The organism is Rhodococcus shunpengi (assembly GCF_048381395.1).
In the GTDB taxonomy this organism is placed as follows: Bacteria; Actinomycetota; Actinomycetes; order Mycobacteriales; family Mycobacteriaceae; genus Rhodococcus.
The window spans coordinates 915,183-942,148 of sequence record NZ_JBLWIU010000012.1 but is presented as its reverse complement, the minus strand read 5'-3'; the positions used below and the strand labels follow the sequence as shown (position 1 = coordinate 942,148).

The 26,966-nt window shown below is 65.0% G+C and carries 26 protein-coding genes; 15 read left to right on the top strand and 11 right to left on the bottom strand.

The window, feature by feature from the left end:
- Positions 1 to 92 precede the first annotated feature (92 nt).
- On the top strand, positions 93 to 872 hold the full coding sequence (locus ACNJ7K_RS09615; protein WP_159417381.1) for a 3'-5' exonuclease: 780 nt from the start codon (positions 93 to 95) through the stop codon (positions 870 to 872).
- Between the two features lie 16 nt (positions 873 to 888).
- Here the strand turns inward: ACNJ7K_RS09615 and ACNJ7K_RS09610 are convergent, their stop codons facing one another.
- Positions 889 to 1,749: a response regulator transcription factor gene (locus ACNJ7K_RS09610; RefSeq protein WP_230790349.1), complete on the bottom strand. Its 861-nt coding sequence runs from the start codon at positions 1,747 to 1,749 to the stop codon at positions 889 to 891.
- Between the two features lie 196 nt (positions 1,750 to 1,945).
- Here ACNJ7K_RS09610 and ACNJ7K_RS09605 point away from each other — a divergent pair, with 196 nt between their 5' ends.
- From ACNJ7K_RS09605 to ACNJ7K_RS09565, 9 genes are all read left to right on the top strand, one after another.
- Positions 1,946 to 3,526 carry an acyl--CoA ligase family protein gene (locus ACNJ7K_RS09605; RefSeq protein WP_230790669.1) on the top strand — a complete coding sequence of 527 codons (1,581 nt, stop codon included), beginning with the start codon at positions 1,946 to 1,948 and terminating at the stop codon, positions 3,524 to 3,526.
- A gap of 36 nt (positions 3,527 to 3,562) precedes the next feature.
- Complete coding sequence (locus ACNJ7K_RS09600) at positions 3,563 to 4,309, top strand: TetR family transcriptional regulator (protein WP_120280565.1); 747 nt, start codon at positions 3,563 to 3,565, stop codon at positions 4,307 to 4,309.
- 123 nt (positions 4,310 to 4,432) lie between these two features.
- The gene (locus ACNJ7K_RS09595; RefSeq protein WP_258260159.1) at positions 4,433 to 5,590 is read left to right on the top strand and encodes an acyl-CoA dehydrogenase; all 1,158 of its coding nucleotides are present in this window, start codon (positions 4,433 to 4,435) and stop codon (positions 5,588 to 5,590) included.
- Between the two features lie 59 nt (positions 5,591 to 5,649).
- Positions 5,650 to 6,498: a 3-hydroxybutyryl-CoA dehydrogenase gene (locus tag ACNJ7K_RS09590; protein ID WP_120280567.1), complete on the top strand. Its 849-nt coding sequence runs from the start codon at positions 5,650 to 5,652 to the stop codon at positions 6,496 to 6,498.
- 233 nt (positions 6,499 to 6,731) lie between these two features.
- Positions 6,732 to 7,031, top strand: a complete 300-nt coding sequence (locus tag ACNJ7K_RS09585; RefSeq protein ID WP_225623659.1) for a hypothetical protein — start codon at positions 6,732 to 6,734, stop codon at positions 7,029 to 7,031.
- Positions 7,028 to 8,026 (top strand): hypothetical protein, encoded by a 999-nt coding sequence (locus ACNJ7K_RS09580; RefSeq protein WP_487041549.1) that lies wholly within the window; start codon positions 7,028 to 7,030, stop codon positions 8,024 to 8,026. Before ACNJ7K_RS09585 ends, ACNJ7K_RS09580 begins: the two co-directional genes overlap by 4 nt.
- Positions 8,023 to 8,970, top strand: a complete 948-nt coding sequence (locus ACNJ7K_RS09575) for a hypothetical protein (RefSeq protein ID WP_225623660.1) — start codon at positions 8,023 to 8,025, stop codon at positions 8,968 to 8,970. Before ACNJ7K_RS09580 ends, ACNJ7K_RS09575 begins: the two co-directional genes overlap by 4 nt.
- Positions 8,967 to 9,494: an LpqN/LpqT family lipoprotein gene (locus ACNJ7K_RS09570; protein ID WP_016694573.1), complete on the top strand. Its 528-nt coding sequence runs from the start codon at positions 8,967 to 8,969 to the stop codon at positions 9,492 to 9,494. Before ACNJ7K_RS09575 ends, ACNJ7K_RS09570 begins: the two co-directional genes overlap by 4 nt.
- The gene (locus ACNJ7K_RS09565; RefSeq protein ID WP_268654709.1) at positions 9,491 to 10,420 is read left to right on the top strand and encodes a hypothetical protein; all 930 of its coding nucleotides are present in this window, start codon (positions 9,491 to 9,493) and stop codon (positions 10,418 to 10,420) included. Before ACNJ7K_RS09570 ends, ACNJ7K_RS09565 begins: the two co-directional genes overlap by 4 nt.
- 85 nt (positions 10,421 to 10,505) lie before the next feature.
- Here ACNJ7K_RS09565 and ACNJ7K_RS09560 read toward each other — a convergent pair whose 3' ends face one another.
- From ACNJ7K_RS09560 to ACNJ7K_RS09525, 8 genes are all read right to left on the bottom strand, one after another.
- On the bottom strand, positions 10,506 to 11,198 hold the full coding sequence (locus ACNJ7K_RS09560; RefSeq protein ID WP_016694571.1) for a GTP pyrophosphokinase: 693 nt from the start codon (positions 11,196 to 11,198) through the stop codon (positions 10,506 to 10,508).
- An 82-nt stretch (positions 11,199 to 11,280) separates the two neighbouring features.
- Positions 11,281 to 11,868, bottom strand: coding sequence for a hypothetical protein (locus ACNJ7K_RS09555; protein WP_157788903.1), 588 nt, complete (start codon positions 11,866 to 11,868; stop codon positions 11,281 to 11,283).
- Positions 11,869 to 12,111: 243 nt separating this feature from the next.
- On the bottom strand, positions 12,112 to 12,732 hold the full coding sequence (locus tag ACNJ7K_RS09550) for a TetR/AcrR family transcriptional regulator (RefSeq protein ID WP_016694569.1): 621 nt from the start codon (positions 12,730 to 12,732) through the stop codon (positions 12,112 to 12,114).
- Positions 12,733 to 13,290: 558 nt separating this feature from the next.
- Positions 13,291 to 13,923: a TetR/AcrR family transcriptional regulator gene (locus ACNJ7K_RS09545; protein WP_487041548.1), complete on the bottom strand. Its 633-nt coding sequence runs from the start codon at positions 13,921 to 13,923 to the stop codon at positions 13,291 to 13,293.
- 164 nt (positions 13,924 to 14,087) lie between these two features.
- The gene (locus ACNJ7K_RS09540; RefSeq protein ID WP_016694567.1) at positions 14,088 to 14,933 is read right to left on the bottom strand and encodes an enoyl-CoA hydratase-related protein; all 846 of its coding nucleotides are present in this window, start codon (positions 14,931 to 14,933) and stop codon (positions 14,088 to 14,090) included.
- 34 nt (positions 14,934 to 14,967) lie between these two features.
- A complete protein-coding gene (locus ACNJ7K_RS09535; protein ID WP_016694566.1) occupies positions 14,968 to 16,485 on the bottom strand; it encodes a class I adenylate-forming enzyme family protein in 1,518 nt (505 codons plus the stop codon).
- Positions 16,486 to 16,612: 127 nt separating this feature from the next.
- On the bottom strand, positions 16,613 to 18,049 hold the full coding sequence (locus tag ACNJ7K_RS09530; protein ID WP_487041547.1) for an MFS transporter: 1,437 nt from the start codon (positions 18,047 to 18,049) through the stop codon (positions 16,613 to 16,615).
- Positions 18,050 to 18,055: 6 nt separating this feature from the next.
- Positions 18,056 to 19,018 (bottom strand): PDR/VanB family oxidoreductase, encoded by a 963-nt coding sequence (locus ACNJ7K_RS09525; RefSeq protein WP_487041546.1) that lies wholly within the window; start codon positions 19,016 to 19,018, stop codon positions 18,056 to 18,058.
- 110 nt (positions 19,019 to 19,128) lie between these two features.
- On the opposite strand from ACNJ7K_RS09525, the gene ACNJ7K_RS09520 reads away from it, so the two are divergent.
- From ACNJ7K_RS09520 to ACNJ7K_RS09510, 3 genes are all read left to right on the top strand, one after another.
- Entirely contained in the window at positions 19,129 to 19,920 is a 792-nt protein-coding gene (locus ACNJ7K_RS09520; RefSeq protein ID WP_487041545.1) for an SDR family NAD(P)-dependent oxidoreductase, read from the top strand.
- 42 nt (positions 19,921 to 19,962) lie between these two features.
- Positions 19,963 to 20,826: an alpha/beta fold hydrolase gene (locus ACNJ7K_RS09515; RefSeq protein WP_487041544.1), complete on the top strand. Its 864-nt coding sequence runs from the start codon at positions 19,963 to 19,965 to the stop codon at positions 20,824 to 20,826.
- An 84-nt stretch (positions 20,827 to 20,910) separates the two neighbouring features.
- On the top strand, positions 20,911 to 21,573 hold the full coding sequence (locus ACNJ7K_RS09510) for a TetR family transcriptional regulator (protein ID WP_230790665.1): 663 nt from the start codon (positions 20,911 to 20,913) through the stop codon (positions 21,571 to 21,573).
- Positions 21,574 to 21,651: 78 nt separating this feature from the next.
- On the opposite strand, the gene ACNJ7K_RS09505 is transcribed toward ACNJ7K_RS09510, so the two are convergent.
- Both ACNJ7K_RS09505 and ACNJ7K_RS09500 read right to left on the bottom strand, forming a co-directional pair.
- Positions 21,652 to 23,142, bottom strand: coding sequence for an aldehyde dehydrogenase (locus ACNJ7K_RS09505; protein ID WP_268654717.1), 1,491 nt, complete (start codon positions 23,140 to 23,142; stop codon positions 21,652 to 21,654).
- Between the two features lie 280 nt (positions 23,143 to 23,422).
- The gene (locus ACNJ7K_RS09500; protein WP_487041543.1) at positions 23,423 to 24,409 is read right to left on the bottom strand and encodes a GNAT family N-acetyltransferase; all 987 of its coding nucleotides are present in this window, start codon (positions 24,407 to 24,409) and stop codon (positions 23,423 to 23,425) included.
- Between the two features lie 161 nt (positions 24,410 to 24,570).
- Between ACNJ7K_RS09500 and ACNJ7K_RS09495 the strand changes: the two genes are divergently transcribed.
- Positions 24,571 to 25,740, top strand: a complete 1,170-nt coding sequence (locus ACNJ7K_RS09495; RefSeq protein ID WP_487041542.1) for an aromatic ring-hydroxylating oxygenase subunit alpha — start codon at positions 24,571 to 24,573, stop codon at positions 25,738 to 25,740.
- A 53-nt stretch (positions 25,741 to 25,793) separates the two neighbouring features.
- On the top strand, positions 25,794 to 26,945 hold the full coding sequence (locus ACNJ7K_RS09490; protein ID WP_159417377.1) for an acyl-CoA dehydrogenase family protein: 1,152 nt from the start codon (positions 25,794 to 25,796) through the stop codon (positions 26,943 to 26,945).
- Positions 26,946 to 26,966: the final 21 nt, after the last annotated feature.

Sequence of the window (26,966 nt, the reverse complement as noted above, 5' to 3'; positions counted from 1 at the left end):
GATGCCCGTCGCCACCGCGACGGAGAGCATGTCGGTGCCTCCCGCAACAATGCGTTCGACAGATCATCATCCGACGGACGCGAGGACAGAACATGACGCACTGGCCGGACAGACCGATCTGCGCGTTCGATCTCGAGACCACCGACCGGGATCCCCGCAACGCCCGCATCGTCACGGCCTGCGTCGCGACCTTCGACGGCGACCGCATCGACACACGCTCGTGGCTGCTCGATCCGGGTATCGCGATACCCGAGGAGACCACCGCGATCCACGGCATCACCACCGCCCACGCCCGCGCCGAAGGACTCGACTATCTCGAGGGATACAAGCAGATCCGGCAGGCCGTGAGCGACGCGTGGGCGCGCGGCCACATCGTCGTCGCGTTCAACGCCAGCTACGACCTGACGGTTCTCGACGCCGAAGGACGCCGGCTCGGCCTGACGGAGCTCGACATCGGCACGGTCGTCGACCCGTACGTCATCGACCGGGAGATGGACCGCAGCCGTCCCGGCAGACGCACGCTGCAGGCGGTGTGCGAGGCGTACGGGGTGTCGCTGCCGAATCCGCACGAGGCCGAGGCCGACGCGCTCGCCGCCGGCCACCTGACCCGCGCGCTCGTGGCGAGATTCCCCGAGCTCGCCGAACTCGACATCATGGCCGATCAGGCCGCCTGGCACGCCGAACGGCAACGCAGCTTCGCCGAGTACCTGCGCGGGCTGGGTCGCGAGGTCGTCGACGTCGACGACAGCTGGCCCGTCCGGCTCCCCACGCCGGTGGGCACCGACGTCCTCGAGCGTCCCGCGACCGAGACGAAGTTCCGGCGCGCGCTGAGCGCAATCCGCGAGTTCTTCCGGCGACTGCGCCGACGCTGATCAGAAGTGCGGTCGATCAGGGCAGCAGTCCCTGCCGTCGCGCCTCGACGACCGCCTCGTGCCGGCTGCGCACATCGAGTTTGTCCATGGCGTTACGCAGATAGGTCTTCACCGTCTCCACGCTCAGCGACAACCTGTCGGCGATCTCCGCGTTGCGGCAGCCCAGTGCCACATGACTCAGCACGTCGTGCTCACGCGCGGTCAGATGCGTCCGCGGTTGCGATGCGCCGTCGCGCGCCCGGGTCAAGGTCTCCTCGACCGTCCGTACCTGTTCCCTGATCGACGGATCATCGGTCCGCGCCGCGATCGCCCGCAGCGCCACGAGGCTTTCCGTCAGCGCTTCGGAGACGGCGGCAGGCACGGTGGCGCCGTGCGAGGTCCGCGTGTTCCCGATCAGCGACACGCGACGGTCCACCTCGTCGCGGATTTCGATCTCCCGCGCGAGCTCCGCGGCCGACCGCACGACCTTCTCCGCCACGACGTCGCCGATAGGCCGATTGACCCTCAGCCCGCCGTAGATCGCCGCCCGGGTGCGTCCGCGCACCACCACCGGCACGGCGAGCAACGACTCGATTCCCTCCCCGGCGACCTGCCGGTCGTAGTGGTGGGTGATGTGCGGGGAGGTGAAGTAGTCGGCGACCGCGCCGGGACGTTGTTCGACGACCACCCGACCGCCGAGTCCACGTTCGGCGGCGATCACCAGATTGCGCAGGGCACGACCGCGGGTTCCGACGAATCCGGACAGGACGACGTCCGAGCCCTGCACCGCGCCACCGAAGAGCACCGGCAGTTCCGTCGTCGCCTTGAGGTCGCGCAGCGTGGCACGGAGGGTGTCGAGATCGTCGGGACGCAGCACACCCGGCACGGCGACATCCATCGATTGCTCCTGCTCTTCCCTCCGAACACCCACTTTCGAGGGTAGAGGGGCCAGTTCCACGATTCGTAACCTGCACATCGCCCGGTGTTGCGACGATCACAGAAGACGCCGGAATCCGAGTAGGCCACCCCCGGAGGTACCCGTGTCCATCGCCCCCGTCCGTCCCGGCTCGACCGGAGCCGCGAACTACAGCCAGATGAGCCCGCTGCGCTTCCTCGAACGGTCCGCGGCGGTGTTCCCGGATCGCACCGCGATCATCCACGGCGACCGCACATACACCTACGCCGAGTTCGCCGACGAGGCGCAGCGGCTCGCGCGCGTGCTGCGCAGTCGCATCGAGCCGGGCGACAAGATCGCGTACCTGACTCCGAACGTGCCCGAGATGCTCATCGCACATTTCGCGGTTCCGCTCGCGGGCGGTGTGCTGGTCGCGCTGAACTCGCGCCTGGCCGGGCCGGAACTCGAGTACATCCTCGACCACTCCGAGACGAAGCTGCTGTTCGTCGACTCCGAATTGCTCGGATCGGTCGCAAACGTCCGCGACAACGTTCCCGGCGTCACCGAGATCATCGAGGTCCCCGACTCCACCGTGCCGGCTCCCGACGTCCCCGGCGGGGTGGCCACCGCCCGGTACGACGAGTTCCTCGCGCAGGCCGACTCGCTCGATGCGACGCCGCTGCCGTGGAGCGTCGACGACGAGCTCGGCGTCATCACCCTCAACTACACCTCGGGCACGACCGGCAAACCCAAGGGCGTGATGTACACCCATCGGGGCGCGTACCTGAACTCGCTGGGCGAGACCTTCCACAACAGCTTCGACGGGCAGAGCAAGTACCTGTGGACGCTGCCGATGTTCCACTGCAACGGCTGGTGCACGCCGTGGGCGGTGACCGCCGCGGCGGGCACCCACATCTGCCTGCGGGCGGTGCGGGCCGACGCGATCTGGGAGGCCATCGACAACCTCGGCGTCACCAACCTGTGCGGTGCGCCCGCGGTGTGCTCGACCATCGCGAACGCCGAGCAGGCACATCCCCTCGACCGTCCGTTGCGGATCACCACGGCCGGTGCGCCGCCGTCACCGACGGTGATCGCCCAGCTCGAGCAGATCGGCATCACGGTCGTGCACGTCTACGGACTCACCGAGGTGTACGGCCCGTACACGATCTGCGAGTACCAGGACAGCTGGGACGACAAGCCCGCCGACGAACGTGCCGCACTGCTCTCCCGTCAGGGCGTGGGCATGTTGCAGGCCGAGACCGCGCGGGTCGTCGACGAGGACATGAACGACGTGCCTGCCGACGGCGAGACCATGGGCGAGATCGTGCTGCGCGGCAACAACGTCATGCTCGGCTACTACAAGGACCCGGACGCGACCGAGGAGGCGTTCCGCGGCGGCTGGTTCCACACCGGCGACCTCGGCGTGATGTACCCGGACGGATACATCCAGCTCAAGGACCGCGCGAAGGACATCATCATCTCCGGCGGCGAGAACATCTCGACGGTGGAGGTCGAGCAGGCGATCGTCAGCCACCCTGCGGTGCTCGACGTCGCGGTCGTCGGTGTTCCGGACGAGAAGTGGGGTGAGCGTCCCAAGGCGTTCGTGATCCTGAAGAAGGGCGAATCGGTCACGGCCGAGGAGATCATCGACTACACCCGCACGCTGCTCGCCGGCTACAAGGTGCCGCGCGACATCGTCTTCCCGCTGGAGCTGCCCCGCACCTCGACCGGGAAGATCCTGAAGTTCGAGCTGCGATCGGCCGAAGCCGCCGAGGGGTGAGCCGACCCCTCACGACTGCATTGGATACTCGACGCCATGACATCCGGTACCGGTAACAGCACCCGTCGCCTCGACTCGACGGGACCCGATCCCGCCCAGTTCCGGGTGCACGTCGTCACGCAGGCGATCCGCCTGTTCTCGGAGTTCGGCTACGAGTCGACCACCGTCGAGCAGATCGCCGCGGCAGCAGGGGTGTCGCGGCGGACCTTCTTCCGGCAGTTCCGGTCGAAGGAGGACGTGATCTTCGCCGATCACGAGTCGCTGCTCGAGCAGGTCGCCGAGTACCTCTCGCAAGATTTCGACGATCCGTGGGCGGCGGCCTGCGAGGGGGCCAAGCTCGTCTTCGGGCACTTCCGGGACCGGCGCGAACTGGCGGTGTGGCGGTATCGGGTGGTGCAGCGGGTGCCGGCGCTGCGGGAGCGCGAACTCGTCACCACCTACCGCTACGAGCGGTTGTTCACCGACTTCCTGCGCGCCGCCGTTCCCACGGAGAAGCCGGTGCGCACCGTCAGCTTCGCGGCGGCGATGACCGCCACGCACAACTTCGTGCTGCGCGCGATGATCCGCGGCGACGAGACCGCCACCGCCGAACGCCTCGAGCAGGAACTTCTCGAGCTCCGCCGCACGTACGGGGTGGTTCCGGTGCCCGAAGGCGCGACGAACGGGAAGGCTGCGCCGGCCCCGCCTGCGGTCGCGGTGGTGACCTATCCGGCACATCTGACACCGGCCGAGATCGCCGAGCAGGTTCGGCTCCAGCTCGAAGACGCACGTCAGCACCGTTGACCTGGCACTGAGTGCCGTGGTTACAATCGACTCATTCCGTCACGTCGCGAACCCTCGCCTCGCTATGCTCGAGGGAGCTACGCTCGCAAATCTGGCACCGCGTGCCGTTAGGAGTCCGCCGTCATGGCCCTCAATCCCGACTTCGATCTGTTCAAGCTCTCCGAGGAGCACGACGCTCTGCGCGAGGCCATCCGCGCGCTCGCCGAGAAGGAGATCGCGCCCTACGCCAAGGACGTCGACGAGAACTCCCGCTTCCCGCAGGAAGCCCTCGACGCCCTCAACAAGTCGGGCTTCAACGCCATTCACGTGCCCGAGCAGTTCGAAGGCCAGGGCGCCGACTCGATCGCCGCCTGCATCGTCATCGAAGAGGTCGCCCGAGTATGTGGCTCCTCCTCGCTGATCCCCGCCGTCAACAAGCTCGGCACCATGGGCCTGATCCTCCGCGGCTCCGACGAACTCAAGGCCAAGGTCCTCCCCGACATCGTCAACGGTGCGATGGCCTCCTACGCGCTGTCCGAGCGCGAGGCCGGCTCCGACGCCGCCTCCATGCGCACCCGCGCCAAGGCCGACGGCGACGACTGGATCCTCAACGGCTCCAAGTGCTGGATCACCAACGGTGGTAAGTCCACCTGGTACACCGTCATGGCCGTCACCGAGCCCGAGAAGGGCGCCAACGGCATCTCCTCCTTCATGGTCCACAAGGACGACGAGGGCTTCGTCGTCGGACCGAAGGAGAAGAAGCTCGGCATCAAGGGCTCCCCCACCGCCGAGCTGTACTTCGAGAACTGCCGCATCCCCGGCGACCGCATCGTCGGCGAGCCGGGCACCGGCTTCAAGACCGCCCTCGCGACCCTCGACCACACCCGCCCCACCATCGGTGCGCAGGCCGTCGGCCTCGCTCAGGGGGCCCTCGACGCGGCGACCGCCTACGTCAAGGACCGCAAGCAGTTCGGCCGCCCGATCTCCGACAACCAGGGTGTGCAGTTCATGCTCGCCGACATGGCGATGAAGGTCGAGGCCGCACGCCTGATGGTCTACACCTCCGCCGCTCGCGCCGAGCGCGGCGAGCCCAACCTCGGCTTCATCTCGGCCGCCGCGAAGTGCTTCGCGTCGGACGTCGCCATGGAGGTCACCACCGACGCCGTGCAGCTGTTCGGTGGCGCCGGCTACACCACCGACTTCCCGGTCGAGCGCATGATGCGCGACGCCAAGATCACGCAGATCTACGAGGGCACCAATCAGATCCAGCGCGTCGTCATGTCGCGCGCTCTGCTGCGCTGACACCGGTCGCGTAGGTTACCCCCGGAACATCACAGCGATCAGGAGTTACCGCAGTGGCAGTGGAAAAGGTAGGCGTGATCGGTGGCGGCACCATGGGTGCCGGTATCGCCGAGGTGTGCGCCAAGGCCGGTAGCGACGTCCTCGTCAAGGAGACCACCGAGGAGTTCGCCGCCGCGGCGCGCGAGCGTCTCGAGAAGTCGATCGGACGCGGCGTCAAGTCCGGCAAGATCACGCAGGAGGACGCCGACGCGGTCCTCGGACGGATCCGCGTCACCCTCGACCTGAACGAGTTCGCCGACCGCGACCTCGTCGTCGAGGCCGCCCCCGAGATCGAGTCGCTCAAGGTGGAGATCTTCTCCGAGCTCGACAAGATCGTGAAGCCCGAAGGCATCCTCGCCACCAACACGTCGTCGATCCCCGTCATCAAGATGGCGCAGGCGACGCAGCGGCCCGGCAAGGTCGTGGGCGTGCACTTCTTCAACCCGGTGCCGGTGATGCCGCTCGTCGAGATCATCTCGGCGCTCACCACCGACGAGGCCACCGCCGACACGGTGTTCGACTACGCGAAGAACACCCTCGGGAAGACGGCCGTGCGCGCGGGCGACCGTGCGGGCTTCATCGTCAACGCCCTGCTCATCCCGTACCTGTGCTCGGCAGTGCGCATGCTCGAGTCGGGCTACGCGACGAAGGAAGACATCGACGCCGCGATGAAGGGTGGCTGCGGCTACCCGATGGGTCCGCTGACCCTCATCGACACCGTCGGCCTCGACATCACCCTCAACGCCGCGCAGTCGCTGTACGACGAGTTCGCCGAGCCGCACTACGCTCCCCCGGCACTGCTGCGTCGCATGGTCGACGCGGGTCGCCTGGGTCGCAAGACCGGCGAGGGCTTCTACAGCTACAAGTAGGCCTCACTCGGACGCCCCTGCCGTTCCTTCTCGGAACGGCGGGGGCGTCTGCGTATCGGGAACAGCCGGGAGGTACGCAGCAACAGTTCCGGGTTCGCAACACGGCCGGTAACTACCGGCGTTGCGAACCTTCATCACGTGTTGCGTACCTCGTGCTCAGCCACGAGTACTCGGGAGGCACCTTCTGCTATCGTCCCCGCGGACGTATCGGGGGATTCTGTCGGGGGGCAGTCGTGACGTTGCACGTAGATCCTGAAGCGCTGCGCACATTCGCAGCCTTCGTGGCGGACACCGCCGACGCGATCGACGAATGGGACGTCGGCGAACCGTATGCCGTGTCGCAATCAGCACTTCCCGGAACAGAATTCGCAGCCGTGTGCGCACGAGCCTTCACCGCCACCGATCAGGCGCTGAGCAATGCGTGCAGTCGCCTGCGCGAGGTCGTCGCCATCACCGACGGTGTCGAGAACGACTACGTCGTCGCAGAGGCGGACTTCGTGGCTGCACTCTCGGCGATGGATCAGCACGGATGAGACCGGGGGTCGCCGCCGTCCGGTCCTGGAATCCCGACGCTCTGCGAGTCACCGCCGACCACCTCGCCGTACTCGTCGACAAACTCGACGACCGCATGAAAGGTCTGCTCACCGAGCAGGATGTCCTCGCCGAGCGATGGTCCGGTGACGCCGCACGTGCCGCCGCCACGCGAGTGGTCCGGGAACGCTCATTGGGCAGCGCCATCGCCGAATCGCTACTGCAGGTCGCGGAGGCGTACCGCACCGGCGCGTGGCTCGTCGAAGGCGCCCGCCTGCACCTGGTGTCGGTGGTGGGCAGTGCCGAACAGTCCGGGTTCACCGTGCACGACGACGGCACCGTCGACCCCTCCGACCAGATCCGCATCCTTTCGGCGATGCTGCCGGCCGAAGCCGTCGTCGAGGCCCGCGTCCGCCTCGAACACGAAGCAGCGGAACTGACCCACGCGGTCACCGGCGCTCTCGAACAGGCGTCGCGAGCCGCGACGGAAACGGCCGATCGCATCACCGCCGCCGTTGCGGTGCTCGAAGCAGCCAGGGATGCCGCTGTGCCGGGGAAGGTCGTGCAAACGGAGGATGGTGAGTTCTCCTGGTGGCCGGACTGGCCATCGACCATCGCAGCGTCGACCATCGGCGCAATGTCCGGAACTACCAAGGAACTCCTGACCGACGCGGCAGTGGCCTCGGGCGACGATGTCGCACGCAACATCGCGCGTGGAATGAACCCGACTGCCGCTGCAGTAGGCACCGTTCCTGCGATCGTCAACGACATCAAGGGAGGCATGGATCCCACCGAGGCGGTGGTGTCCGAGAGCGCCGGAACCGTTGTCGGCATGGTCGGTGCATTCCTGGCGTCGAAGGGAACTACCGCGGCCATCGGCGCTGCGACCGGTTCGGTCGTTCCGGGGGTCGGCACCGCCGCCGGCTTCGCTATCGGCCTTGTATTCGGGGGCTTTGCCACGTGGTACACATCCAAGAGGATCCAGGAGTTGTGGTGACAATCGAAGGCACGCCGGAAGACCGGAATCAGGTTCGCGCCGATGGATTCTCCGACGCGCCCTGTTGGCCACAACGTCTTCGAATCGGATGGTGCATAGCGGGTGTATGCGTTCTGGTCTTCGCTACGTGGAGTCTGGTTGACAGTTCTGCGAATATCCGCCACGAGGAATTGGTATCCACGATCGGTTCGCTGTTGTACGGAGCAGCAATGCTGCTCATGGGCGTGATCTGTGTCAGACTCGGCGGGATTCGACATGTCCTGTATTCGCCACGCATCAGAAGTTACAGGCATCCGGAATATGGCACGGGCATCGTTGTTCCTGGCGGACTTACGCCTCTAACTATTTTCATGGTCCTGCTCGTCGTGGTCGGCCTCGGATGCCTGGCCGTAGCGGCGCTGAACATCTACATCACCGACAAATCCGAGTTGCCTTACGGTCGCGACCCTCACGCCACTGCAATCTTCATGATCGTGGGTGGGGTCGTTGCCCTGATCGCGTCGGCAGTGTTCGTATGGTTCCGGCTCCCAACAACAGTGGGGTTGTACCCGCAAGGAATCGAAAGAGTCGTACGCTCTCGCAAGCTCCGACGAAACAAAGCCACCGTGCAGTTCGTGCGTTGGGACGCTATCGAAGGCATCATCGGAACGGATATCGTGACCCGTTCCGGATCCGGCGACGTCCGCACTCCGATGATCCACATCCACACGACCGGACGGATTCCCCCCGAAGCGCGCATCCCCCACGACGAAGAACACACTCTCGCCATCGTCTGCACTTGGCTCATCGCAGAACCCAACGCACTCCTGGTCCTGGCCCGACGAATGCATGAACGTCCACACGACCGCACACTCCTCGCTCGGGAAGACGCGGCCGAACTTCTCAGACCACCGCCTTTGCGAGAACGATTCCGGATGGCACGCCACCAGGAGGCGTCTCGATGAACGCTTCGCTTCAGACGAGACTCTCCGACTACCTTGCAGCACACGAAGTCGAACTGAGCCCCTGCAACCCGGACGACCCGCGGCACCCGCAACCGGAACTCCAGGCGCCGGACGGCTGGATCACACTCCCCCGCGATGTCTTTCCGCACGCACATACGGTTCTCGCAGCTCCCGAGCACGTCGCGGATGAGTGGGCACCCAACGCCGTCCTCCTTCACGGCGCACTGTCGAGATGGCGGCCGACCGACGAACTCCTGGAGGTTGCGGGGCAGGAAGCTCGGGGACTGCCCGAGTGGAAGGAAACATTCCACGACACATCCGATTTCCGCGGGCACCGATCGGTGATCACCCAAGGTTCCTATCGAGTGGACGACGTCGAGTACACCGCCGTGACGCGATATCTCGTGATCGACCACGCGTACGACCGCTACCTCGCGCAATTGACAGCAACCGCACGCTCCGACAGCGCCGAGTCCCTTATCGCTCATCTGCATACAATCCATGAGGGACTGAGAATCCGGTGAGCGAGTTCATCGAAATTCCCTCTTCCGGGAAAGATTCAGCACCTGCTTGGCCACAACGTTTCCGTCCGGCTTCGTTCTGTGCCGGTGTGTTCTGCACTGGATTCGGCCTCGTCGCACTGTTCTGGACAGTGGACGACTGGCGAGCGGACGATCTCGGAGCGACTGCCCTGGCGCTTTCTCTGACCGTAATGATGACAATCGTTGCGGCGGGAATGTTCGAGCGGGGCGGTTTCCACCGATCCGGTTTGCATCCGAGGATCCGGCAGTGCCGAGACGACGTTCACGGCCCCGGCATCGAGATTCCTTACGTAAGGATACTGCCCGTTCAGCTGTCCGTCGTGTTCTCCTGCATCACAGTATCGGGTGCTTTCATGATTCGTGCGTCGAACCGAGCGGACGGCGCGAGCCTTCTTCTGAGACACGATCTCCCGCATTCCGGCTCGTTCATCGCATGGACGACGTGTGCAACCGCGGTGGTGGGTGCCCTCCCCTTCGTGATCCACCCACGGGGATTCACCCGCCTCCATGCCGACGGTATTCGCCGCCGCACGACATGGCTCGTGCGGCGTGGCGTTTCGGACGTGTTCGTCCGATGGGACGAGATCCAGGAAGTGGCTGCCGATGTCTACACCGTCTCGGGCCGCGGGGCGTCTACGCACAATCCACTCATCCGTCTCTGCATACCCGGCTACGAACCGACTCCACCTCGCATGGGGCACGACAAGCCGGATTCGTTCACCGTGCCGGCGTACGTTCTCGTCAGCGAACCCAACGCGCTGGTCGGACTCATCGACCGTCTCCATCGGTGCCCCGACGATCGCCATCTCGTCACGACACCCGAGGCCCCAGAACTCCTTCGTCCCCTCCCGATGCGGGAACGCTTACGCATCGCGCAAAAGATTCCGCGCCAACAGTGGGAATGGTGATGGGTACGCAACACCGATGGTGGGTTCGCAACACCGCTGGTGACTGACCGCGTTGCGAGCCTTCACCCTGCGTTGCGTACCTCGGTCAGTTCCCGTTGTTCGGGCCGTGGACGCGGCGGTGCAGTGCTTCCATCCGCAGGTCCAGATCGCGCGCCGTCTCCGCGGCGAGGCGGAGTTCCTCGCGCAGTTCGTCCGGAACCTCGCGGTCGTGCTTGTAGTAGATCTTGTGCTCCAGGCTCGCCCAGAAGTCCATGGCGACGGTGCGGATCTGCAGTTCGACGTAGACGCGCTCGACCCGGTCGGACATGTACACCGGAATCTGAATGATGACGTGCACGCTGCTGTACCCGTTGGGTTTCGGGCGCGCGATGTAGTCCTCGATCTCGACGACCGTCACGTCGAGCTGGCTCGTGATCATGTCGATGATCTGGTAGACGTCCGACGTGAAGCTGCACGTGATGCGGATGCCGGCGATGTCGCGGACGGCCTCGCGGATGCCGCCGAGCGAAGCGGGCGCACCCTTCCGTTCCGCCTTGGCGAGGATGGACTCAGGGCTCTTCAACCGCGACTTCACGTGCTCGATCGGGTTGTACTCGCGGGCGTAGGTGAACTCCTCGCGCAGGATGTTGATCTTCGTCATCATCTCGTCGATGCCGAACTTGTACACCATGAGTGCGCGTCGCAGATCCTGCGCGAGATGCTCCACTGCGACCAGCGGTGCCTGCACGTCGTCCGGTGCCGGTAGCCCCGGTTCGGGTTCGTCCACCGTCGTCTTCACTCGATACCTCCTCGATGTTCTTCGGGATCGAGTCTGCCAGTTCCGGGAGGATCGACGTCCTCCACCTCTGTGACCTGCGGTTCTACCGAGGACCGTCCGGCAGGGCGTCCGCACCTACGCCGCTGATCTCGGTGATCGTCCAACCGTCCCGGTTGTCCATACCGAGCCGGTACGTCGCGGTCGAGACGATACCCTCGGGAGCCTGCGCGTTCGTGGTGCGAACACTCACGAAGCAGTCCACGGTGAGCGTTCCGTTCTCGACGGAATAAAGTGGGGCGAGCACGGGCGCGGTGATGCCGTCGCAGATGGCGCCGGCTTTCTTCAGCCACGGAGCGAACACGGCAACCGCGCCGATCGGTACGGTCGGGACGGTCGATGTGAACGGAGAAATCGACGGCGCGGCGGACAGCATCGGTGTCACCGCAGCCGAGTACACGGGCCCGACCGCATCGGCTTGCTCTGCAGCCGAGACTGTTTCAACCTCGTCGTTTGCGGCTACCTCTTCTTCTGGTGATGCTGACCCTTCGGGCAGCATCGCTTCGATCTCGGCTTGCAGTCGTTCCGAGGTCTCGGTAACGATATGGTCGGCCGAAACCCTCCTGGACGGTGTGTGAAACGGCCGCGGCCTGCTCGGATTCGACCTGAGGATCGATTCCGAGGACGAGTGCACCTACCGCAGCGCCGAGAGTGACGACCAGCGACAACGGATCCACAGACATGACGGCTCACCTTTCGGAACGACAACTTCCTCACGCAGCAGTCACTTGCCGCGGCCGAGGAAAGGTTCCGTTCGCGCAGCTGCGCGCAACGGCAGAAGTGCGGAACTACTCAGCTTGTTGCAATGTCTCTTGTTTCACCGCATCGGGGCGCGTCACGATCGGACCGACCCGCCACGGGAGATACCCGAGGCGTGTCAGGAAACGTTGGTCGCGACGTCGCCGACGATGCCCGGCAACAGGAGTTTGGTCAGCAGATCACGATTCGTCTCGCCCAGCGGGTCACCGAAGTCCATGCGCCCGACGAGGATCAGTTCGACCAGGGTGATCCACTTGCAGATCTCGGCGTCCGTGATGCCGTCGCGGATCTCGTCACGCTCGCGCGCCGCCGCGAGCAGCGGCGCCCACATCTCGAACGTGAGTCTCGCCGCCAGCTCCGAACTACCCTCGAGGGCGGAGCCACGATCGACATGTTCCGGGCTGACGATCAATCGGATCGCCGGGTCGCGTCGGCCCCGGTCCACCAGGTACAACAGACCGTCGACGACCTGATCTGCGAAGGAAGCGCGGTCGGCGACATAGACGTGCGTGTCGTCGAAGAGCCTGCGTGCCCTGGCCTCGATCAACGAGGTGATCAGGGTGTCGCGATCGCGGAAGTACCGGTATATCGTCGGACGGGAAACCCCCGTTTCCCTGGCGACGTCGTCTATCGTGGTCTTGGCCACCCCGAAGCGTTCGACCGTATTGTCGGCGGCTGCGAGAATCTGGGCCCGAGCAGTCTCGGCATTGTCACTGAGGACGCTCTGACGCCGCGCCATGCATCCTCCCCTGCCGAAGTCTTTACCTGCAATTGACGAATTATAGTCGAGACCTTCCGACCACCCGTCGGCACCTGAGCGTGCCGAGGGGTGGGCCAGGAGTCACATCGCCGGAATGAACGTGATCGGTAGCCGCATGCATCCGCGAACCTGGTCGGCGTGCAGGACCGGCGGATCGTTCTCGACCAGGGCGGGCGTAGTCGGAAATTCTGCGGCGGAGTTCTTCCAGCGCCACCGACAGTTCGGTGCGCTCGCGATGCGATCCCGTACAGTGCCTTTCGATGTCCAGTTCCGTGTTCCGTTGCTGGACGCACGGCGTCGCCCGATGAAAGCTCTTGGGGGACAACTGGGTAACCCTGGTCGTTGCATCGGTCAATCGAAATGAGGTGCGGTAACACATTCCGTCCGAAAAGACCTGCATGAGCGCGGAACTACAGCAGTGCGCACCTGTCCCGGACGGCTCCGTACGCCGGCGACAGAAGGTGAAGATCAACAACTTCGCCGGCGGCGGAACCGCACACCGGAAGCATCGCCGTATCGGCGCCGACGAGAGAAGACCTACGAACGCGCTCGCCGCGGCGACGGTGCGGCGTCGACGATGCACGGCAACAGGAAGTTGGTGAGCATGCGGCGGTTGTCGGGGTCGTCCTCGGAGTTGAAGTCCATACGTCCGACGAGGATGAGCTGCACCAGCGCAATCCACTGGCAGATCTCCTCGTCGGTGAGTCCCTCACGGATCTCGCCGCGCACCCGGGCCTCCTCCAACAGAGGGGCCCACATCTCGTAGGTCAGCCGCGCGGCGAGACCGCTGCTGCCCACCAGAGCGGTCGCCATGTCCATGTGTTCGGGACTGACGATGAGCCGAACGATCGGGTCCTGGCGGCCACGATCGACGAGGAAGATCAAACCGTCCACGATCTGTTCGGCGAAGGTCTCCCGTTGACGCAGGAAGTCCCGAGCCTTGCCGAAGAGGCGGCGGGAACGGGCCTCGATCAACGCGATGATCAGAGAATCGCGGTCGCCGAAGTAGCGGTAGACCGTCGGCCGCGAGACGCCCGCTTCCTTCGCGATGTCGTCCATGGTGGTCTTGACGACGCCGTACCGCTGGAACATCGCCTCGGCAGCTGCCAGAATCTTGCCGCGTGCCGTTTCGGTGTCGTCGCCGAGGACACTCGACCGTCGTCGCGCCATACCGCAGCCCTGCCTTCTCGTTGGTCCGATACGCCAGATGTTACAAGATCCGTCACTTGTCAACGCGTGCAAATCCGACGGGGCTGGTTGTACGACGCTTGCGGCCCCTTCCCGGATGTCTTCCGAGAAGGGGCCGCAAGCGACAGAACACCGGCAGTCGTTTCCTAGCTTTCGAACAGGTCCGGTAACCCGTCCGAGATCCGGTTCGGGAACTTCGGCTCACGCTTGGCCAGGAACGCCTCGACGCCTTCGCGTACGTCGTCGGATGTCCCACGAACGTGGATGCCGATCGACTCCGCTCGATGGGCGACCTCCGGACTCGATGCGCCGAGCATCTGCCACATCAACTGCCGGGTCAGGGCAGCCGAGACAGGCGCGGTGCCCGACACCAGCTCACGGGCGATCGCGATGGCCCGGTCGAGGACCTGCTCGGCGGGCAGCACCTCCCGAACGAGTCCCCGTTCCAGGGCCTCGGCGACCGGCACCATCTTTCCGCCGACGGTCCATTCGACGGCCGTGGAGATGCCGACGGCCCGTGGCAGGAACCAGGTCGAGCACGCCTCCGGCACCAGTCCCCGACGGGTGAACACGAATCCGAACTTCGCCGTGTCCGCTGCGATACGGATGTCGGCCGGCAACGTCATCGTCACACCGACGCCCGCGGCAGGGCCGTTGATTGCGGCGATCACCGGCTTCAGCGAACGGTAGATCCGCAGCGTGACCCGTCCACCGAGATCCGGCGGTGCGCCGCCCGTGTCGGGGTCGTCACCGAGAACGAAGGTGTCTCCGCCTGCGGCGAGATCGGCACCGGCGCAGAAACCACGGCCTGTCCCGGTGACGACCACAGCGCGTATCTCGTCGTCGGCGTCCGTCTCGTCGAACATCGCGATGAGCCGTTCGCCCATCTCGTCGGTGAATGCGTTGAGCCTGTCGGGGCGGTTCAGGCGCATCACGGCGATCTCGCCGTGACGCTCCAGAACTACCGAATCCTCGGTACCGTTCTCGGACAAAGCGGCTCCCTTTCCGGTCCTCCGAATCGAATGCTCAGCGAACCTTGTCGTATCGGTCGGCGACGTCCTTGTATTCGGATCGGATCGCCGTCTTCGACAGCTTGCCACTGGGGAGCCGAGGCAGGGGCTCGTCGCGGATCACGACATAGCGCGGGACCTTGTAGTCGGTCATGAGGCGATCGCAGTGTTCGATGATGGTTGCCTCGTCGACACCGTTTTCGACGGTCACGATCGCTGCGGGGGTTTCGCCGAACCGGTCGTCGGATGCCGCGATCACCGCGACCTCCTGGACACCGGGGATCTCGCCGATCACACGCTCGATCTCCACCGGCGAGATATTGATGCCACCGGTGATGATCAGGTCCTTGAGTCGGTCGACGAACTTGACGCGCCCTTCTTCGTCGCGGGTACCGAGGTCACCGCTGTGCAGCCAACCGTCCCGCAAAGCCAGGGAGGTCGATTCCGGGTCGTTCCAGTAGCCGGGGGTCACGCCCGGGCCGCGGAGCAGGATCTCGCCTTCCTCACCCGGATCGGCTTCGGTCCCGTCGTCGCGAACGACCTTGATTTCGGTGAAGATCGAGCCCGAACCGCAGGAATCCGGGTGATCGAACGCCTCGGCGACGAGCGTGGCCGTGGCGACACCGCCGGCTTCGGTCATGCCGTAGATCTGACGCAGCGCCACCCCCTTGTCCGCCCAGCGCTTCAGCAGTGCCGGGGCGACGGCAGCCCCGCCGACGATGGCGGTACGAAGCGACGACAGATCCGCCTTCTCGAATTCCGGAGACCTGGAGATCGCATCGAAGATGAGCGGCACACCGAAGATCGCCTGCACCTTGTGCTCGCCGAGAAGCCGTGCAGCGCGGTTCGGCTCGAGTTCCTTCTCGACTATCAGGGTGCCGCCGAGAACGGTGGTCATGACCAGGCCCCACACGAGTCCCGGTGTGAAGACCAGCGGCAGCACCAGCAACGAGGTCGATCCGGGGCGGAAGCCTTCCTCGGTGAGGGTGGCTTCGAAGACGATGTTCAGCAATGTCCGGTTCGTGCAGACGACGCCCTTCGACATGCCGGTCGACCCACTGGTGAACAGCAGGGCGGTGGGCTCATCGGGTTCGAGGTCGATCCTGAAGTCGTCCCGTCCACCTTCGCGGAGCGGAGCGATGTCGGAAAACGCGAGCACCTCGAAGGTCCCCCCGAGCGCCCGGGCGTCCTCGACGAGGGAAGTGAATTCGTCGGGCGCCACGACCATCGACAGACCTGCGTCGTCGGCCACCTTGCGAAGTTCTGCCGGCTTGTAGCGCGGGTTGAGGGGGACGAGCACCGCACCGGCCTTGAACACCGCGAGGGCGACCACCGGCCATGTCAGCGAGTTCGGGCCGAGCACACCGACTCGCTCACCCTTTGCGATGCCTCGCTCGACGATCGTGCGCGCGATGCGACCGGACCAGTCCTGAAGCTCGCGATAGGTGAGCGCTTCACCCGCGACGACGATCGCGGTCTGCTCACCCTTGGTCTTCGCCCACCAGTGCAGGGCCGAGCCGACAGTGGAAGCCATTTTGGTCCTTGCCTTCCTTGATCGAGAGAGATCTCGAATCCGTTTTTCCCAAAGAGTTTTCGGCGCGAGAGAATCGGAAGGTCCTCGTATCGCGTGTGGCTCAGGCTATAAGGAAGTCGATGAGACGTCAATCAAAATTTGTAGTTTGCCAAAATCTGGCACTGAGGGCCACGAGTCCGGCCGCCAGCGTGGTCGCACCGCCGACGGCGAATGCCGCGACATAGGCCTGCGCGGATGCCAGATCGCTACCCGCAACGGTTACCGTGGCGAGCAGCGAACCCACCAGAGCGCTGGCCAGCGAGCTCCCAAAAGTTCTGGCAATCGCGTTGATACCGTTCGCAACACCGGTGTACTGCATCGGCACATGGTCGACGAGCATCGCGGGCAACGCCCCGTAGGCCGCGCTGACGAAGGTGTTCAACACCGCCACCGCGATGATCATCTGCCACGTGTGATCGTGGAAGAACATGACGAACCCGAATCCGCACACGCCGATGCCACACGCCACCGCCAGGACCTGGTCGGCGCGGAACCTCCGCACCAGGAATCCGCTCATCACGGCGGCCGTCACGCCGACGACCTGCCCCGGCACCAGATAGAACAGACTCGTTTCGAGAACGGATGCGCCGAACCCGTATCCCACCACCTGCGGATCGGCTTGAACGAACATCGCAATGGCCAGGAACTGCACGAACATCGCGATGCCGACCAGAAAAGCAGCGAGATGTGCCGGGGCGACGGATCGGCCGGTCAGCAGCGCCGGTGCTACCAGAGGAGCCTCGGATCGTTGCTCGTGTCGGTACCAGAGCAACAGCACGATCACACCGAAGAGCGCGCAACCGACCGTCGGCAGGGACAACCAACCCCATGCCCCACCCTGCGCAAGTGCCAGAAGAAGGCAGGAAAGACCGAGAGTCAACCCCACCGCTCCCCCGAAATCGGTTCCTCCTCCCGATCCCGAACCCGGAGATCGGGGAACGACGAACCACGCGACGACCGTCGCCAGGACGACGAGAACCAGGAGCAGCCAGAAGATCTCGCGATAGTCGTCACCGTCCGTGTACAGCAGGCCCGCAGCGATCATCCCGAGGCCACCACCGACGCTCATCATCCCGGACATGACACCCAGAGCCGTCGGAAGGCGATGTGATCCGAGAGCACTGCGCAACACGGCCACACCGATCGGAAACAACGCGAACGAGACCCCTTGCAGCGCACGACCGGCGATGAGAACCGGCAACGAGTCCCACGCGACGCACAACAACGAACCGACGAAGACCACTGCCAGCACCCCCAGGAGCACCGTTCGTGGTCCACGACGGTCTGCGAGTCTGCCCAGCAAGGGCGTGGACACCGTGGCGGCAAGAAGATTCGCAGTGATGATCCACCCGGCAGGCCCCACGCCGGCATCGAGCTGTTCCACGAGGGCCGGCATCAACGGCACCACTGCGGTCTGCATGATCGCCGTGATCATCACGACGAGACACATCGAGGGGATCAGCACCGCGGGCGATGCGGATCGCTGCCGCGTGGGGCTCGCCGTCGCGGTGTGCTCGGTGACCATCGTTCGCTACAGATCCAGTGTGAGTCTGCTCGTGCAGCTGCGAGACACGCAGATCATCATGCAGTCGTTCACGGCTTGCTCGTCCTCCGTGAGGACCGAGTCGCGGTGATCGGGAACCCCCTCCACGACTGCGACCTCACACGTGCCGCACGTTCCCTCACGGCAGGAGAACGGTGCGTCCACACCGGACCGCAGGACCGCATCCAGCAGAGTCTCGTCGGCCCCGACCGTGATCGTCGAACCGGACCTGCGTAGTTCGACCTCGAAGGTGTCGTCGACGGCATCGACGGGAATTGCCTTCGCTGCGAATCTTTCGACGTGCAGGACCAGCCCTTCGCGTTCGCGGCACAGGGCTTCGATCGCCTGCAGCAGCGGCTCGGGGCCGCAGCAGTACACGTGGGTTCCGTCGGGCATCGAGTCGAGAGCGGAAGCAAGATCGAGCAGACCGTACTCGTCCTGGGGGCGAAGGTCGATCCTGTCCTCGTACCGATCGGCGAGTTCGGCGGCGAACGCCATGCTCGCTCGGGAGCGGCCGCCGTAGAGCAGACGCCATTGCGCGCCTGCGTCGTGCGCGGCACGCATCATCGGCAGCAGCGGCGTGATTCCGATCCCGCCCGCGACGAAAAGACAGGAGTCTGCGGCCTCGAACGTGAAGTTGTTCCGAGGTCCCGCGATACTCACGAGGTCGCCGACCTGCAGAGTGTCGTGTACCCACCGTGAACCGCCGCGGCCGTCCTCCTCTCGGAGGACAGCGATGGTCAGACAGGTGTCGTCGGCCGGGTCACCGCACAGCGAGTACTGCCGCACGGTCGACTCGTCGATGATGATGTCGATGTGCGATCCGGCCTCCCAGGCGGGGATCCTGCCTCCGTCCGGATCGGCGAGGCGCACCGCGACGACCCCGTCGGCGAGCACGTCTTTGCCGATCACCAGCATCTTGCTCTGCTCCACATCGGTGTCAGCGGTCATCGGTGTTCTCGCTTCCCTGGACTTCAACTACGATCTAATCTTATGTAATTAGTTTTAGGGCGCGCAAGGCGTACCCGCGAATCCACCCCCGAAAGGCACAGGAGAACTCGATGACCTCGATAGATACAGCAGGGCCCGACGGTTCGATCCTCGACCTGTTCCGACTCGACGGGTCTGTCGCACTCGTCACCGGTGCCGGTAGCGGCCTGGGCGCAGGATTCGCCAGGGCGCTCGCGGAAGCCGGCGCGGACGTCGTGATCGCCGCCCGCCGCCGCGAGAACCTCGAAGCCGTCGCCCCCACCGTCGAAGCCCTCGGTCGCCGCTGCCTCGTCGCCCCCACCGACGTGACGGACCCCGAGCAGTGCAACGCTCTCGTCGAAGCGACGGTGGCCGAGTTCGGGCGAGTGGACATTCTCGTCAACAACGCCGGGATGACACATGCGGCTCCGGCGACGCGAGAGCGTCCCGAAGATTTCCGCAACGTTCTCGACGTGAACCTGCTCGGCGCATACTGGGTGGCACAAGCATGCGGTCGCGTCATGAAACCCGGATCGAGCATCGTCAACGTCGCCAGCATGCTCGGGCTGGTCAAATCCGTTATGCCGCAGGCCGCCTACGCGGCCAGCAAGGCCGGACTCATCGGACTGACCCGAGATCTGTCGCACCAGTGGGCGCAGCGAAAAGGAATCCGCGTCAACGCGATCGCGCCGGGCTTCGTCGAGACCGACATGATTTCCGAGATGTCGTCGGATACGCTCGCGGAGTTCCTGCGTGGCAGTTCGCTCGGACGCACCGCCACCCAGCGCGAAATCGATGCTGCCGTCGTCTTCCTCGCCGGCCGAGGGTCGAGTTACATCACCGGATCGACACTGGCGGTCGACGGCGGCACCTCCGGGCACTGATCTCCGCCCCGGACACGCCCCGACAACCGAGGACGACGAACCATGACCATTTCCGGCCGGCGAACCGAATTACGCGGCGACGGCGTGCTGCTCGCAGCAGATCTGTGGGAACCCGCGCACGACCGCAAGGGCACCGTTCTACTGCTGCACGGTGGCGGGCAGACGAGACACTCCTGGCAGCGCACCGGGGCCAGGCTCGCGGAACAAGGCTGGCGCGCGTACACGATCGACGCCCGCGGCCACGGCGACAGTGAGTGGCCGGATGACGGGGACTACAGCTACGAGGCGAACGCGCGGGACATTCGCGCGGTCGTCGACGATCTGGGCGAATCACCGATTCTCGTGGGAGCGTCGATGGGCGGAATGGCCTCGCTCGTCGCACAGGGAGACGATCCGGGACTTGCACGGGCTCTCGTGCTCGTCGATATCACTCCCAAGTCCGAACCCGAAGGTCTGGCCAAGATTACGGCGTTCATGGAAGCCGGACTGTCGGGATTCGACACTCTGCACGACGCGCTCGACGCCGTCATCGCCTACAACCCGCACCGAACTCGGCCCCCGCGGATCGAGGGTCTGCGCAAGAACCTGAGGGAACGAGACGGTCGTTGGTACTGGCATTGGGACCCTCGGCTCCTCTCGCACCGCACCAACCTCCCGGAGAGTGCCGGCGAGCGCGAAGCACGTGCACGGGAAGCCGCACGCGCGGTCGGCGTTCCGACCCTACTCATCCGCGGCTCCCAATCGGATGTGGTCAGCGACGAAGGCGCTCGCGACCTGCTCGAACTCGTCCCCGGCGCGCGTCTCGTCGATGTGAGCGGCGCCGGGCACATGGTGGGGGGCGACGACAACGACGTGCTGAGCCGAGGCCTGCTCGAGTTCTTGAATGAGGTTGTCCTAACCGTGTGACCGTCCTCGAGACCGGAACAGATACCATTCAGTTCGACCGATCGGACAGATGCGTCCGGCAGCCGTACCTACCGAAAGCGAATGATGGCCCGACCGTCGAAGCCTCTCATCAGTCGCGCGTCCGCAGTGGCGGCGTCCATCGAGATCATCGACTCCGAGGGACTCGATGCATTCAGCCTGCCCCGGCTCGCGAAGCATCTCGGTGTCCGGGCACCGTCGCTCTACCACCACTTCGCCGACAAGTCGGAAATTCTCGAAGCGGTGGCGCGGCAGATCGCGGGTGCCGGCAATCTGCCGCGCCGTAAACCGGGACCCGACTGGCCCGAGTACTTCGTGGCGTTGAGCCTGAACCTGCGACGATCGATTCTCAAGCACCGCAACGCCGCGCCGATCCTGCTTCAGTACCTACCGCGCGACCTGCTCATCGGAACATACGAGGACACTGCGCGGTTCCTCGACGACTCGGGTGTACCCGCGCACCTCCACGTGCAGATCCTCGACGGCATGGAACGGCTGACCCTGGGCGCTGTGCTCACCGAGGCGATGCGCAAACCGAGCACGAAGAACACGATCTTCCCGAACGTCGATCCCGAGTCTCAGCCGCTGCTCGCGCATGCGCTTGCAGTGAACGAGAAGACCTCGCGCCAGTTGTTCGAGGAGATGATCCGGAGTTTCCTCCACGGAGTGGTGCGCAACACGTCCGTCGAGGTCGTCGAGCCCGCCCGGGCGACTGCGTCCGTTCGATAGCCCTTCCGGTCGATACGACCGGTGACGCCCCCGCCGATGGCGGGGGCGTCGCTGTTTTGCGCTACCGGTGACTCGACGTCACGGAACCGGCATGTGGACGGTCTTCACCTCGAAGAACTCCTCGAGTCCCTCGATGCCGCCTTCACGCCCCAGACCGGACTGCTTGTACCCGCCGAACGGCAGGGTGAAGTCCATCGTGGCGCTGTTGACGCTGATGGTCCCGGTACGGATCCGGCGAGCGATCTCGAAGCCGTGGTCGATGTTTTCCGTGTACACCGCCCCGGAAAGTCCGTAGATCGAGTTGTTGGCGATCGCGATCGCGTCCTCTTCGTCTTCGTAGGTGATCACCGAGATGACCGGGCCGAAGACCTCTTCCTGCGCGATACGCGAATCGGGTGCCACGTCGTCGATCAGAGTGGGAGCGACGAAGAAGCCCTTCTCCAGACCCTCCGGACGACCACCGCCGACGACGACCTTCGCACCGTCCTCCTTCGCGATGTCGATGTAGCCGAGCACCCGGTCCTGCTGGCGCTTCGAGGTGAGCGGACCGAGGAAGTTGGTCGGCTCCCAGGGGTTTCCGACGGGAAGCGAACCGTACGCGGCCTTCAGTACCTCGACCACCTCGTCGTGGCGCTTGCGGGAGACGAGGACGCGGGTCAGCGCGATGCATGCCTGGCCGGACTGCATGCAGCCACCCATCGGGAGGCTCTGCACCACGTGGTTGATGTCGGCGTCGTCGAGGATGATCGCCGCGGACTTGCCACCGAGCTCGAGCGAGACCCGCGCGATGCGCTCACTCGCCAACGCCATGATGCGGCGACCGGCGGCGGTACTGCCGGTGAAGGTCACGTGGTCCACCTCGGGGTTGGTCACCAGCGTTTCCGACACCTCCCGATCGGCGCACAGCACGCTCACGACGCCTTCGGGGATACGTCCTTCCTCGACCAGCTCGGCGACGACGTCGGCGAAGATCGACGGTGAGATCGGCGCTTCGGGAGCCGTCTTGAGCACGACGGAGCAACCGGCGGCGAGAGCCGGCGCGACCTTGAACGCCACCGTGCCGAGAGGCCCGTTCCACGGGATGATGGCGGCGACGACGCCGGTGGGTTCCCGGAGGATCCGGGACACCCCTCCGTCCGCGCGGGGCCGTTCCTCGCTGGTCTCGAAGTTCCGTGCGACAGCCGCGACTGCGCGGAACAGACCACCGACCATCTGCTGGGTGGGGCGGCTGACGCTCACGGGCACCCCGACCTCGATCACGCCGAGGGCGGTCAGTTCGTCCACCCTCTGTTCGAGGCGGTCCGCAATCGTGTCGAGCACGTCGGCGCGCTCGGCCATCGTGCGCGATGCCCACTGACCTTCGTCGAACGATTTGCGGGCTGCGGCAACAGCTCTCGCGACGTCTTCGGCAGTTGCTGCGCGTACGCGCGCAGCGGTCTCCTCGCTGAACGAGTCGACGACCTCGATCCAGTCGTCACCGGTCGAGTCCACCCAGTGGCCCCCGATGAAGATCTGGTCGCGGTCGGCGATGGTCGGACGCGAATCAGCCGTGGTCTCGGTGGTCGTCATGTTCGGAGCTCCTTCGTTCAGCGGATGTTGTAGCCGGCGTCGACCGGGAAGGTGTTCAGGCCGATACTGGAGAGCCCGGCTGCGGAACTGGTGATGAAAGCGACCTCACCTTCGAGTCTCGCCATGTGAATGCCCCTATCGGGAGATGGTTTCCGATCACCTACCGCGCGTGTACCGGACGGGCGTCCACGCGCTCGTGTGAACCACACCACAGACCGTAGCCACCTACAGCCATTAGGTCAACACCTGACGGGATTCGTTTTTCGTATCGCGTAGCGCCTCAGAAGCTCGGTACGTCCGACCACTCACCGACCTGATAGCACGAATGCTCCTCTTCCTGCTCGAATCCCATCACGCGGCACATCCGGACGGCCCCGGCGTCACTCGGGTCGATGCGAAGGAGCGCGATCTGCGCCTTCGCCTGCCGAAGCGTCGCCAACGCGCCCGTCAGCAGCGCGGTCCCCAACCCCGCCTCCCGGGCCGACGCGGAGAGTACGAGTGCGCGAATCCATGCCGCCTTCAATTCGAGGTGCACGACCAGGGCCGGGTCGTACCACACGAATCCCACCGGTGAGCCCGAGGCGTCGGTCGCCACCAGCACCTCACCACTGCCCAACCGGACCTCGTCCACGAAACGTTCCCGCTGAGCCGGCACGAGCGAGGCCGATCCCAGCACCTGCTCGACAGTCTTCGACACCGCAGGATCGTCGAGGGGGCGCGCATCGGCGATCTCCGTTCCCACGGGCGGCTCGGCCCCGTCCAGCGGGCTCGAGAACGGGCCCGACAGGTGGCGGAAGAGGGTCCACTGCCGGCTCACGGCAGGAATCCCGAACCGGCGCGTGAGCCGCTCGGAGGCCGGGTGGGTGCTGAATGCCCAGCACCGCAGCGCGGTCGCCCCGGTGCCTCCCCAACCGCCTTCCGCAGTCGTCTCCAGTCCCATCTCCTCGACGAGCACCGTCGCGATCCCGCGGGAGCGATACTTCGGATGCACGACGAACTGGACCGTCCCCAAACCCTCGCGATCCACCTCGAGGTGCAGATACGCAACGACCACGAGTGGCGCATCGTCCCGCCCGCTCAGGTCGCGCCGCGCCTTGATCGGCAGATGGAGAACCCGCACGCCGTCGCGATCGACCGCGTCGACATCACCCGTACGAATCTTCGAGAACCCAGCCTCCTCGTCGTACTCCGCGGCGGCTTCGACGAGTGCGAGCACCTCGTCCCGATCGCCGGATTCCAATGTGGAACACCACTGATACGAGATCATTCTTCTGCTCCTAGTCTGCCGACGGCTTCCCGTAAATCTAATGCCCATCGGTATCGCGCCGCAATCGTCGATGCACCCTCGGAATCGACATCCGGGGTTTACACTTAAATCTACTTCAGTTAGATTTAATGCAATCGATCCGAGCCAACCCGGAGGCAGCCATGACAGAGGTCGGAATTCCCCGCGAGGAACGCATTCGCCGCGCCCTCGACCATCTGCGCAACGACACCACCGACGAGTACGAACACGTCACGTGGTTCGAACCGGCCGAGTTCACCGATCCCGAACTCGCCAAGATCGAACGCGACCGCATCTTCGGCCGTGTGCCGTCCATCGCGATCCACGGCTCCGAGATTCCCCGCGCAGGCGACTTCGTCACCCTCCAACTGCCGCGCAACAACGTCATCGTCGTTCGCCAGCGCGACGGAAGCGTCAAGACCCTGGTCAACCACTGTCGTCACCGCGGTGCCATGGTCGAGAAGGAAGAGAAGGGCCGCAGCCGTCTCTTTTCCTGCCCGTACCACCGCTGGTCCTACGACACCGACGGCACCCTGCGCACCATTACTCGTGAGAACACCTTCGGCGACGCCGACTGCGCCGAACGCAACCTCGTCCAGCTCCCGACCGAAGAGCGCCACGGATTCGTGTGGATCGTCGACAATGCCGACGCCACGATCGACGTAGCCGACTGGCTCGGTCCCGAGATGGACGAGATCATGGGGTCCTACGGCCTCGAGAAGATGGTCACCACGCGGATCAAGCGGTTCGACGAGCCCATCAACTGGAAGCTCATGCAGGATGCCTTCCTCGACGGCTACCACATCCAGTACGCGCACCCGAACACCGCGGCCAAGCACATCCACACCAACGTCATGGCGTTCGAGGACTTCGGCAATCACTGCCGATTCCTCAACCTCCGCAAGACCATCGACCGCTGGATCGAAGAGGATCCGGGCGACCGCAGCCTCGCCGAACACGTGACCGAGAGCCACCTCGTCGGCCCCAACAGCACCTTGCTCAAGCAGCCCGATCACTTCCAGTTGCTCACGTTCCGACCCGACAGGAACGACCCGCAGCGCTGCCACATGGAGATCCGCCTCGTCGCGCCCGTGCTCGAAGAGAGCGGTCTGACCGAGGAGCGCTACAACCGCATCTGGGACAAGAACGTGGAGATCCTGGTGGCGGTCCTGCACAACGAGGACTTCCCCATTCTGCGCAACTCCCAGCAGGCGATGGCCAGCGCGAACGCCGGAAACATGCTCCTGGGTCAGAACGAGGTCGCCAACCAGGTGTTCCGTCGCTCGATCCAGTCGCTCCTCGCCGAGAACTGACCCCTCGACACCGTCAGGCGGGCGCCCACCGGCGCCCGCCCAAGGAGGCTTACATGGAGAGCGATCTCTTCGAACCCGACCACGAACTCTTCCGCACATCGGTCCGCGGCTTCGTCGAGAAGCACGTCGTTCCGAACCTCGAGAAGTGGGACGTCGATCGGCTGATCGACCGCGAAACCTGGCTCGCAGCCGGAAAATTGGGCCTGCTCGGACTGAGCGTCCCGGAAGAGTTCGGGGGGCCCGGCGAATCCGACTACCGCTTCCGAGTCGCAATCCAGGCCGAGATCGCTCGTGTCGGCGCATCCGCGCTCCAGTCGGGGTTCTCCACGAACGACGACATCGTCCTCAACTACCTGCTCCGGCATGCCGACGACGACCAGAAGCGACGTTGGCTTCCGGGGTTCGTCACGGGTGAGACGATCGGGGCGATCGCGATGAGCGAGCCCGCCGCCGGCAGCGACCTGCGGGGTATCACGACCTCTGCTGTGCGCGACGGAAATCACTGGGTGCTCAACGGATCCAAGACCTTCATCACCAGCGGCATCCTCGCGGACCTCGTCATCGTCTTCGCCAGGACGGACCCCGACGCCGGCTCCCGCGGCTTCTCCCTGTTCGTCGTCGAAGATGGAATGCCGGGATTCTCCCGTGGCCGCAAACTCGACAAGGTCGGTCTCCATGCCCAGGACACCGCCGAACTCTTCTTCGAGAACGTCCGGGTCCCCGAGGAGAATCTGCTCGGTGAACTCGGAATGGGCTTCGGCTATCTGATGCAGAGCCTGCCCCTGGAGCGGCTCGGTATCGGCATCGCTGCGCAGATGTCGGCCGAAGCGGTCATGGACTGGACCCTCGACTACGTCAAGGAACGCACCGCATTCGGGAAGCGCATCGGAGAGTTCCAGGGTCTCGGATTCACGCTCGCCGAACTGCAGACCGCGGTGGAAGTTTCCCGCACCTACATCGACCGGTGTGTGCGGGAGTACAACAAGGGCACACTCACCGCAGTGGACGCGTCGAAGGCCAAGTTGTGGGCCACCGAACTCCAGGGGCGGGTGATCGACGCCGGCGTCCAGTTCCACGGAGGCTACGGCTACATGATGGAGTATCCCGTCGCGAAGGCGTTCATCGACGCTCGCATCCAGCGGATCTACGGGGGCACCAACGAGATCATGAAGGAAATCATCCATCGCGACCTGTTGAAGTCCTGATCGTGCGATACGGCGGAGGGG

Coding starts and splice junctions, on each gene's coding strand:
- ACNJ7K_RS09615 (WP_159417381.1), top strand. CDS start 93: ATGACGCACTGGCCGGACAGACCGATCTGCGCGTTCGATCTCGAGACC.
- ACNJ7K_RS09610 (WP_230790349.1), bottom strand. CDS start 1,749: ATGGATGTCGCCGTGCCGGGTGTGCTGCGTCCCGACGATCTCGACACC.
- ACNJ7K_RS09605 (WP_230790669.1), top strand. CDS start 1,946: ATGAGCCCGCTGCGCTTCCTCGAACGGTCCGCGGCGGTGTTCCCGGAT.
- ACNJ7K_RS09600 (WP_120280565.1), top strand. CDS start 3,563: ATGACATCCGGTACCGGTAACAGCACCCGTCGCCTCGACTCGACGGGA.
- ACNJ7K_RS09595 (WP_258260159.1), top strand. CDS start 4,433: ATGGCCCTCAATCCCGACTTCGATCTGTTCAAGCTCTCCGAGGAGCAC.
- ACNJ7K_RS09580 (WP_487041549.1), top strand. CDS start 7,028: ATGAGACCGGGGGTCGCCGCCGTCCGGTCCTGGAATCCCGACGCTCTG.
- ACNJ7K_RS09570 (WP_016694573.1), top strand. CDS start 8,967: ATGAACGCTTCGCTTCAGACGAGACTCTCCGACTACCTTGCAGCACAC.
- ACNJ7K_RS09550 (WP_016694569.1), bottom strand. CDS start 12,732: ATGGCGCGGCGTCAGAGCGTCCTCAGTGACAATGCCGAGACTGCTCGG.
- ACNJ7K_RS09545 (WP_487041548.1), bottom strand. CDS start 13,923: ATGGCGCGACGACGGTCGAGTGTCCTCGGCGACGACACCGAAACGGCA.
- ACNJ7K_RS09535 (WP_016694566.1), bottom strand. CDS start 16,485: ATGGCTTCCACTGTCGGCTCGGCCCTGCACTGGTGGGCGAAGACCAAG.
- ACNJ7K_RS09530 (WP_487041547.1), bottom strand. CDS start 18,049: ATGGTCACCGAGCACACCGCGACGGCGAGCCCCACGCGGCAGCGATCC.
- ACNJ7K_RS09525 (WP_487041546.1), bottom strand. CDS start 19,018: ATGACCGCTGACACCGATGTGGAGCAGAGCAAGATGCTGGTGATCGGC.
- ACNJ7K_RS09520 (WP_487041545.1), top strand. CDS start 19,129: ATGACCTCGATAGATACAGCAGGGCCCGACGGTTCGATCCTCGACCTG.
- ACNJ7K_RS09515 (WP_487041544.1), top strand. CDS start 19,963: ATGACCATTTCCGGCCGGCGAACCGAATTACGCGGCGACGGCGTGCTG.
- ACNJ7K_RS09510 (WP_230790665.1), top strand. CDS start 20,911: ATGGCCCGACCGTCGAAGCCTCTCATCAGTCGCGCGTCCGCAGTGGCG.
- ACNJ7K_RS09505 (WP_268654717.1), bottom strand. CDS start 23,142: ATGACGACCACCGAGACCACGGCTGATTCGCGTCCGACCATCGCCGAC.
- ACNJ7K_RS09500 (WP_487041543.1), bottom strand. CDS start 24,409: ATGATCTCGTATCAGTGGTGTTCCACATTGGAATCCGGCGATCGGGAC.
- ACNJ7K_RS09495 (WP_487041542.1), top strand. CDS start 24,571: ATGACAGAGGTCGGAATTCCCCGCGAGGAACGCATTCGCCGCGCCCTC.
- ACNJ7K_RS09490 (WP_159417377.1), top strand. CDS start 25,794: ATGGAGAGCGATCTCTTCGAACCCGACCACGAACTCTTCCGCACATCG.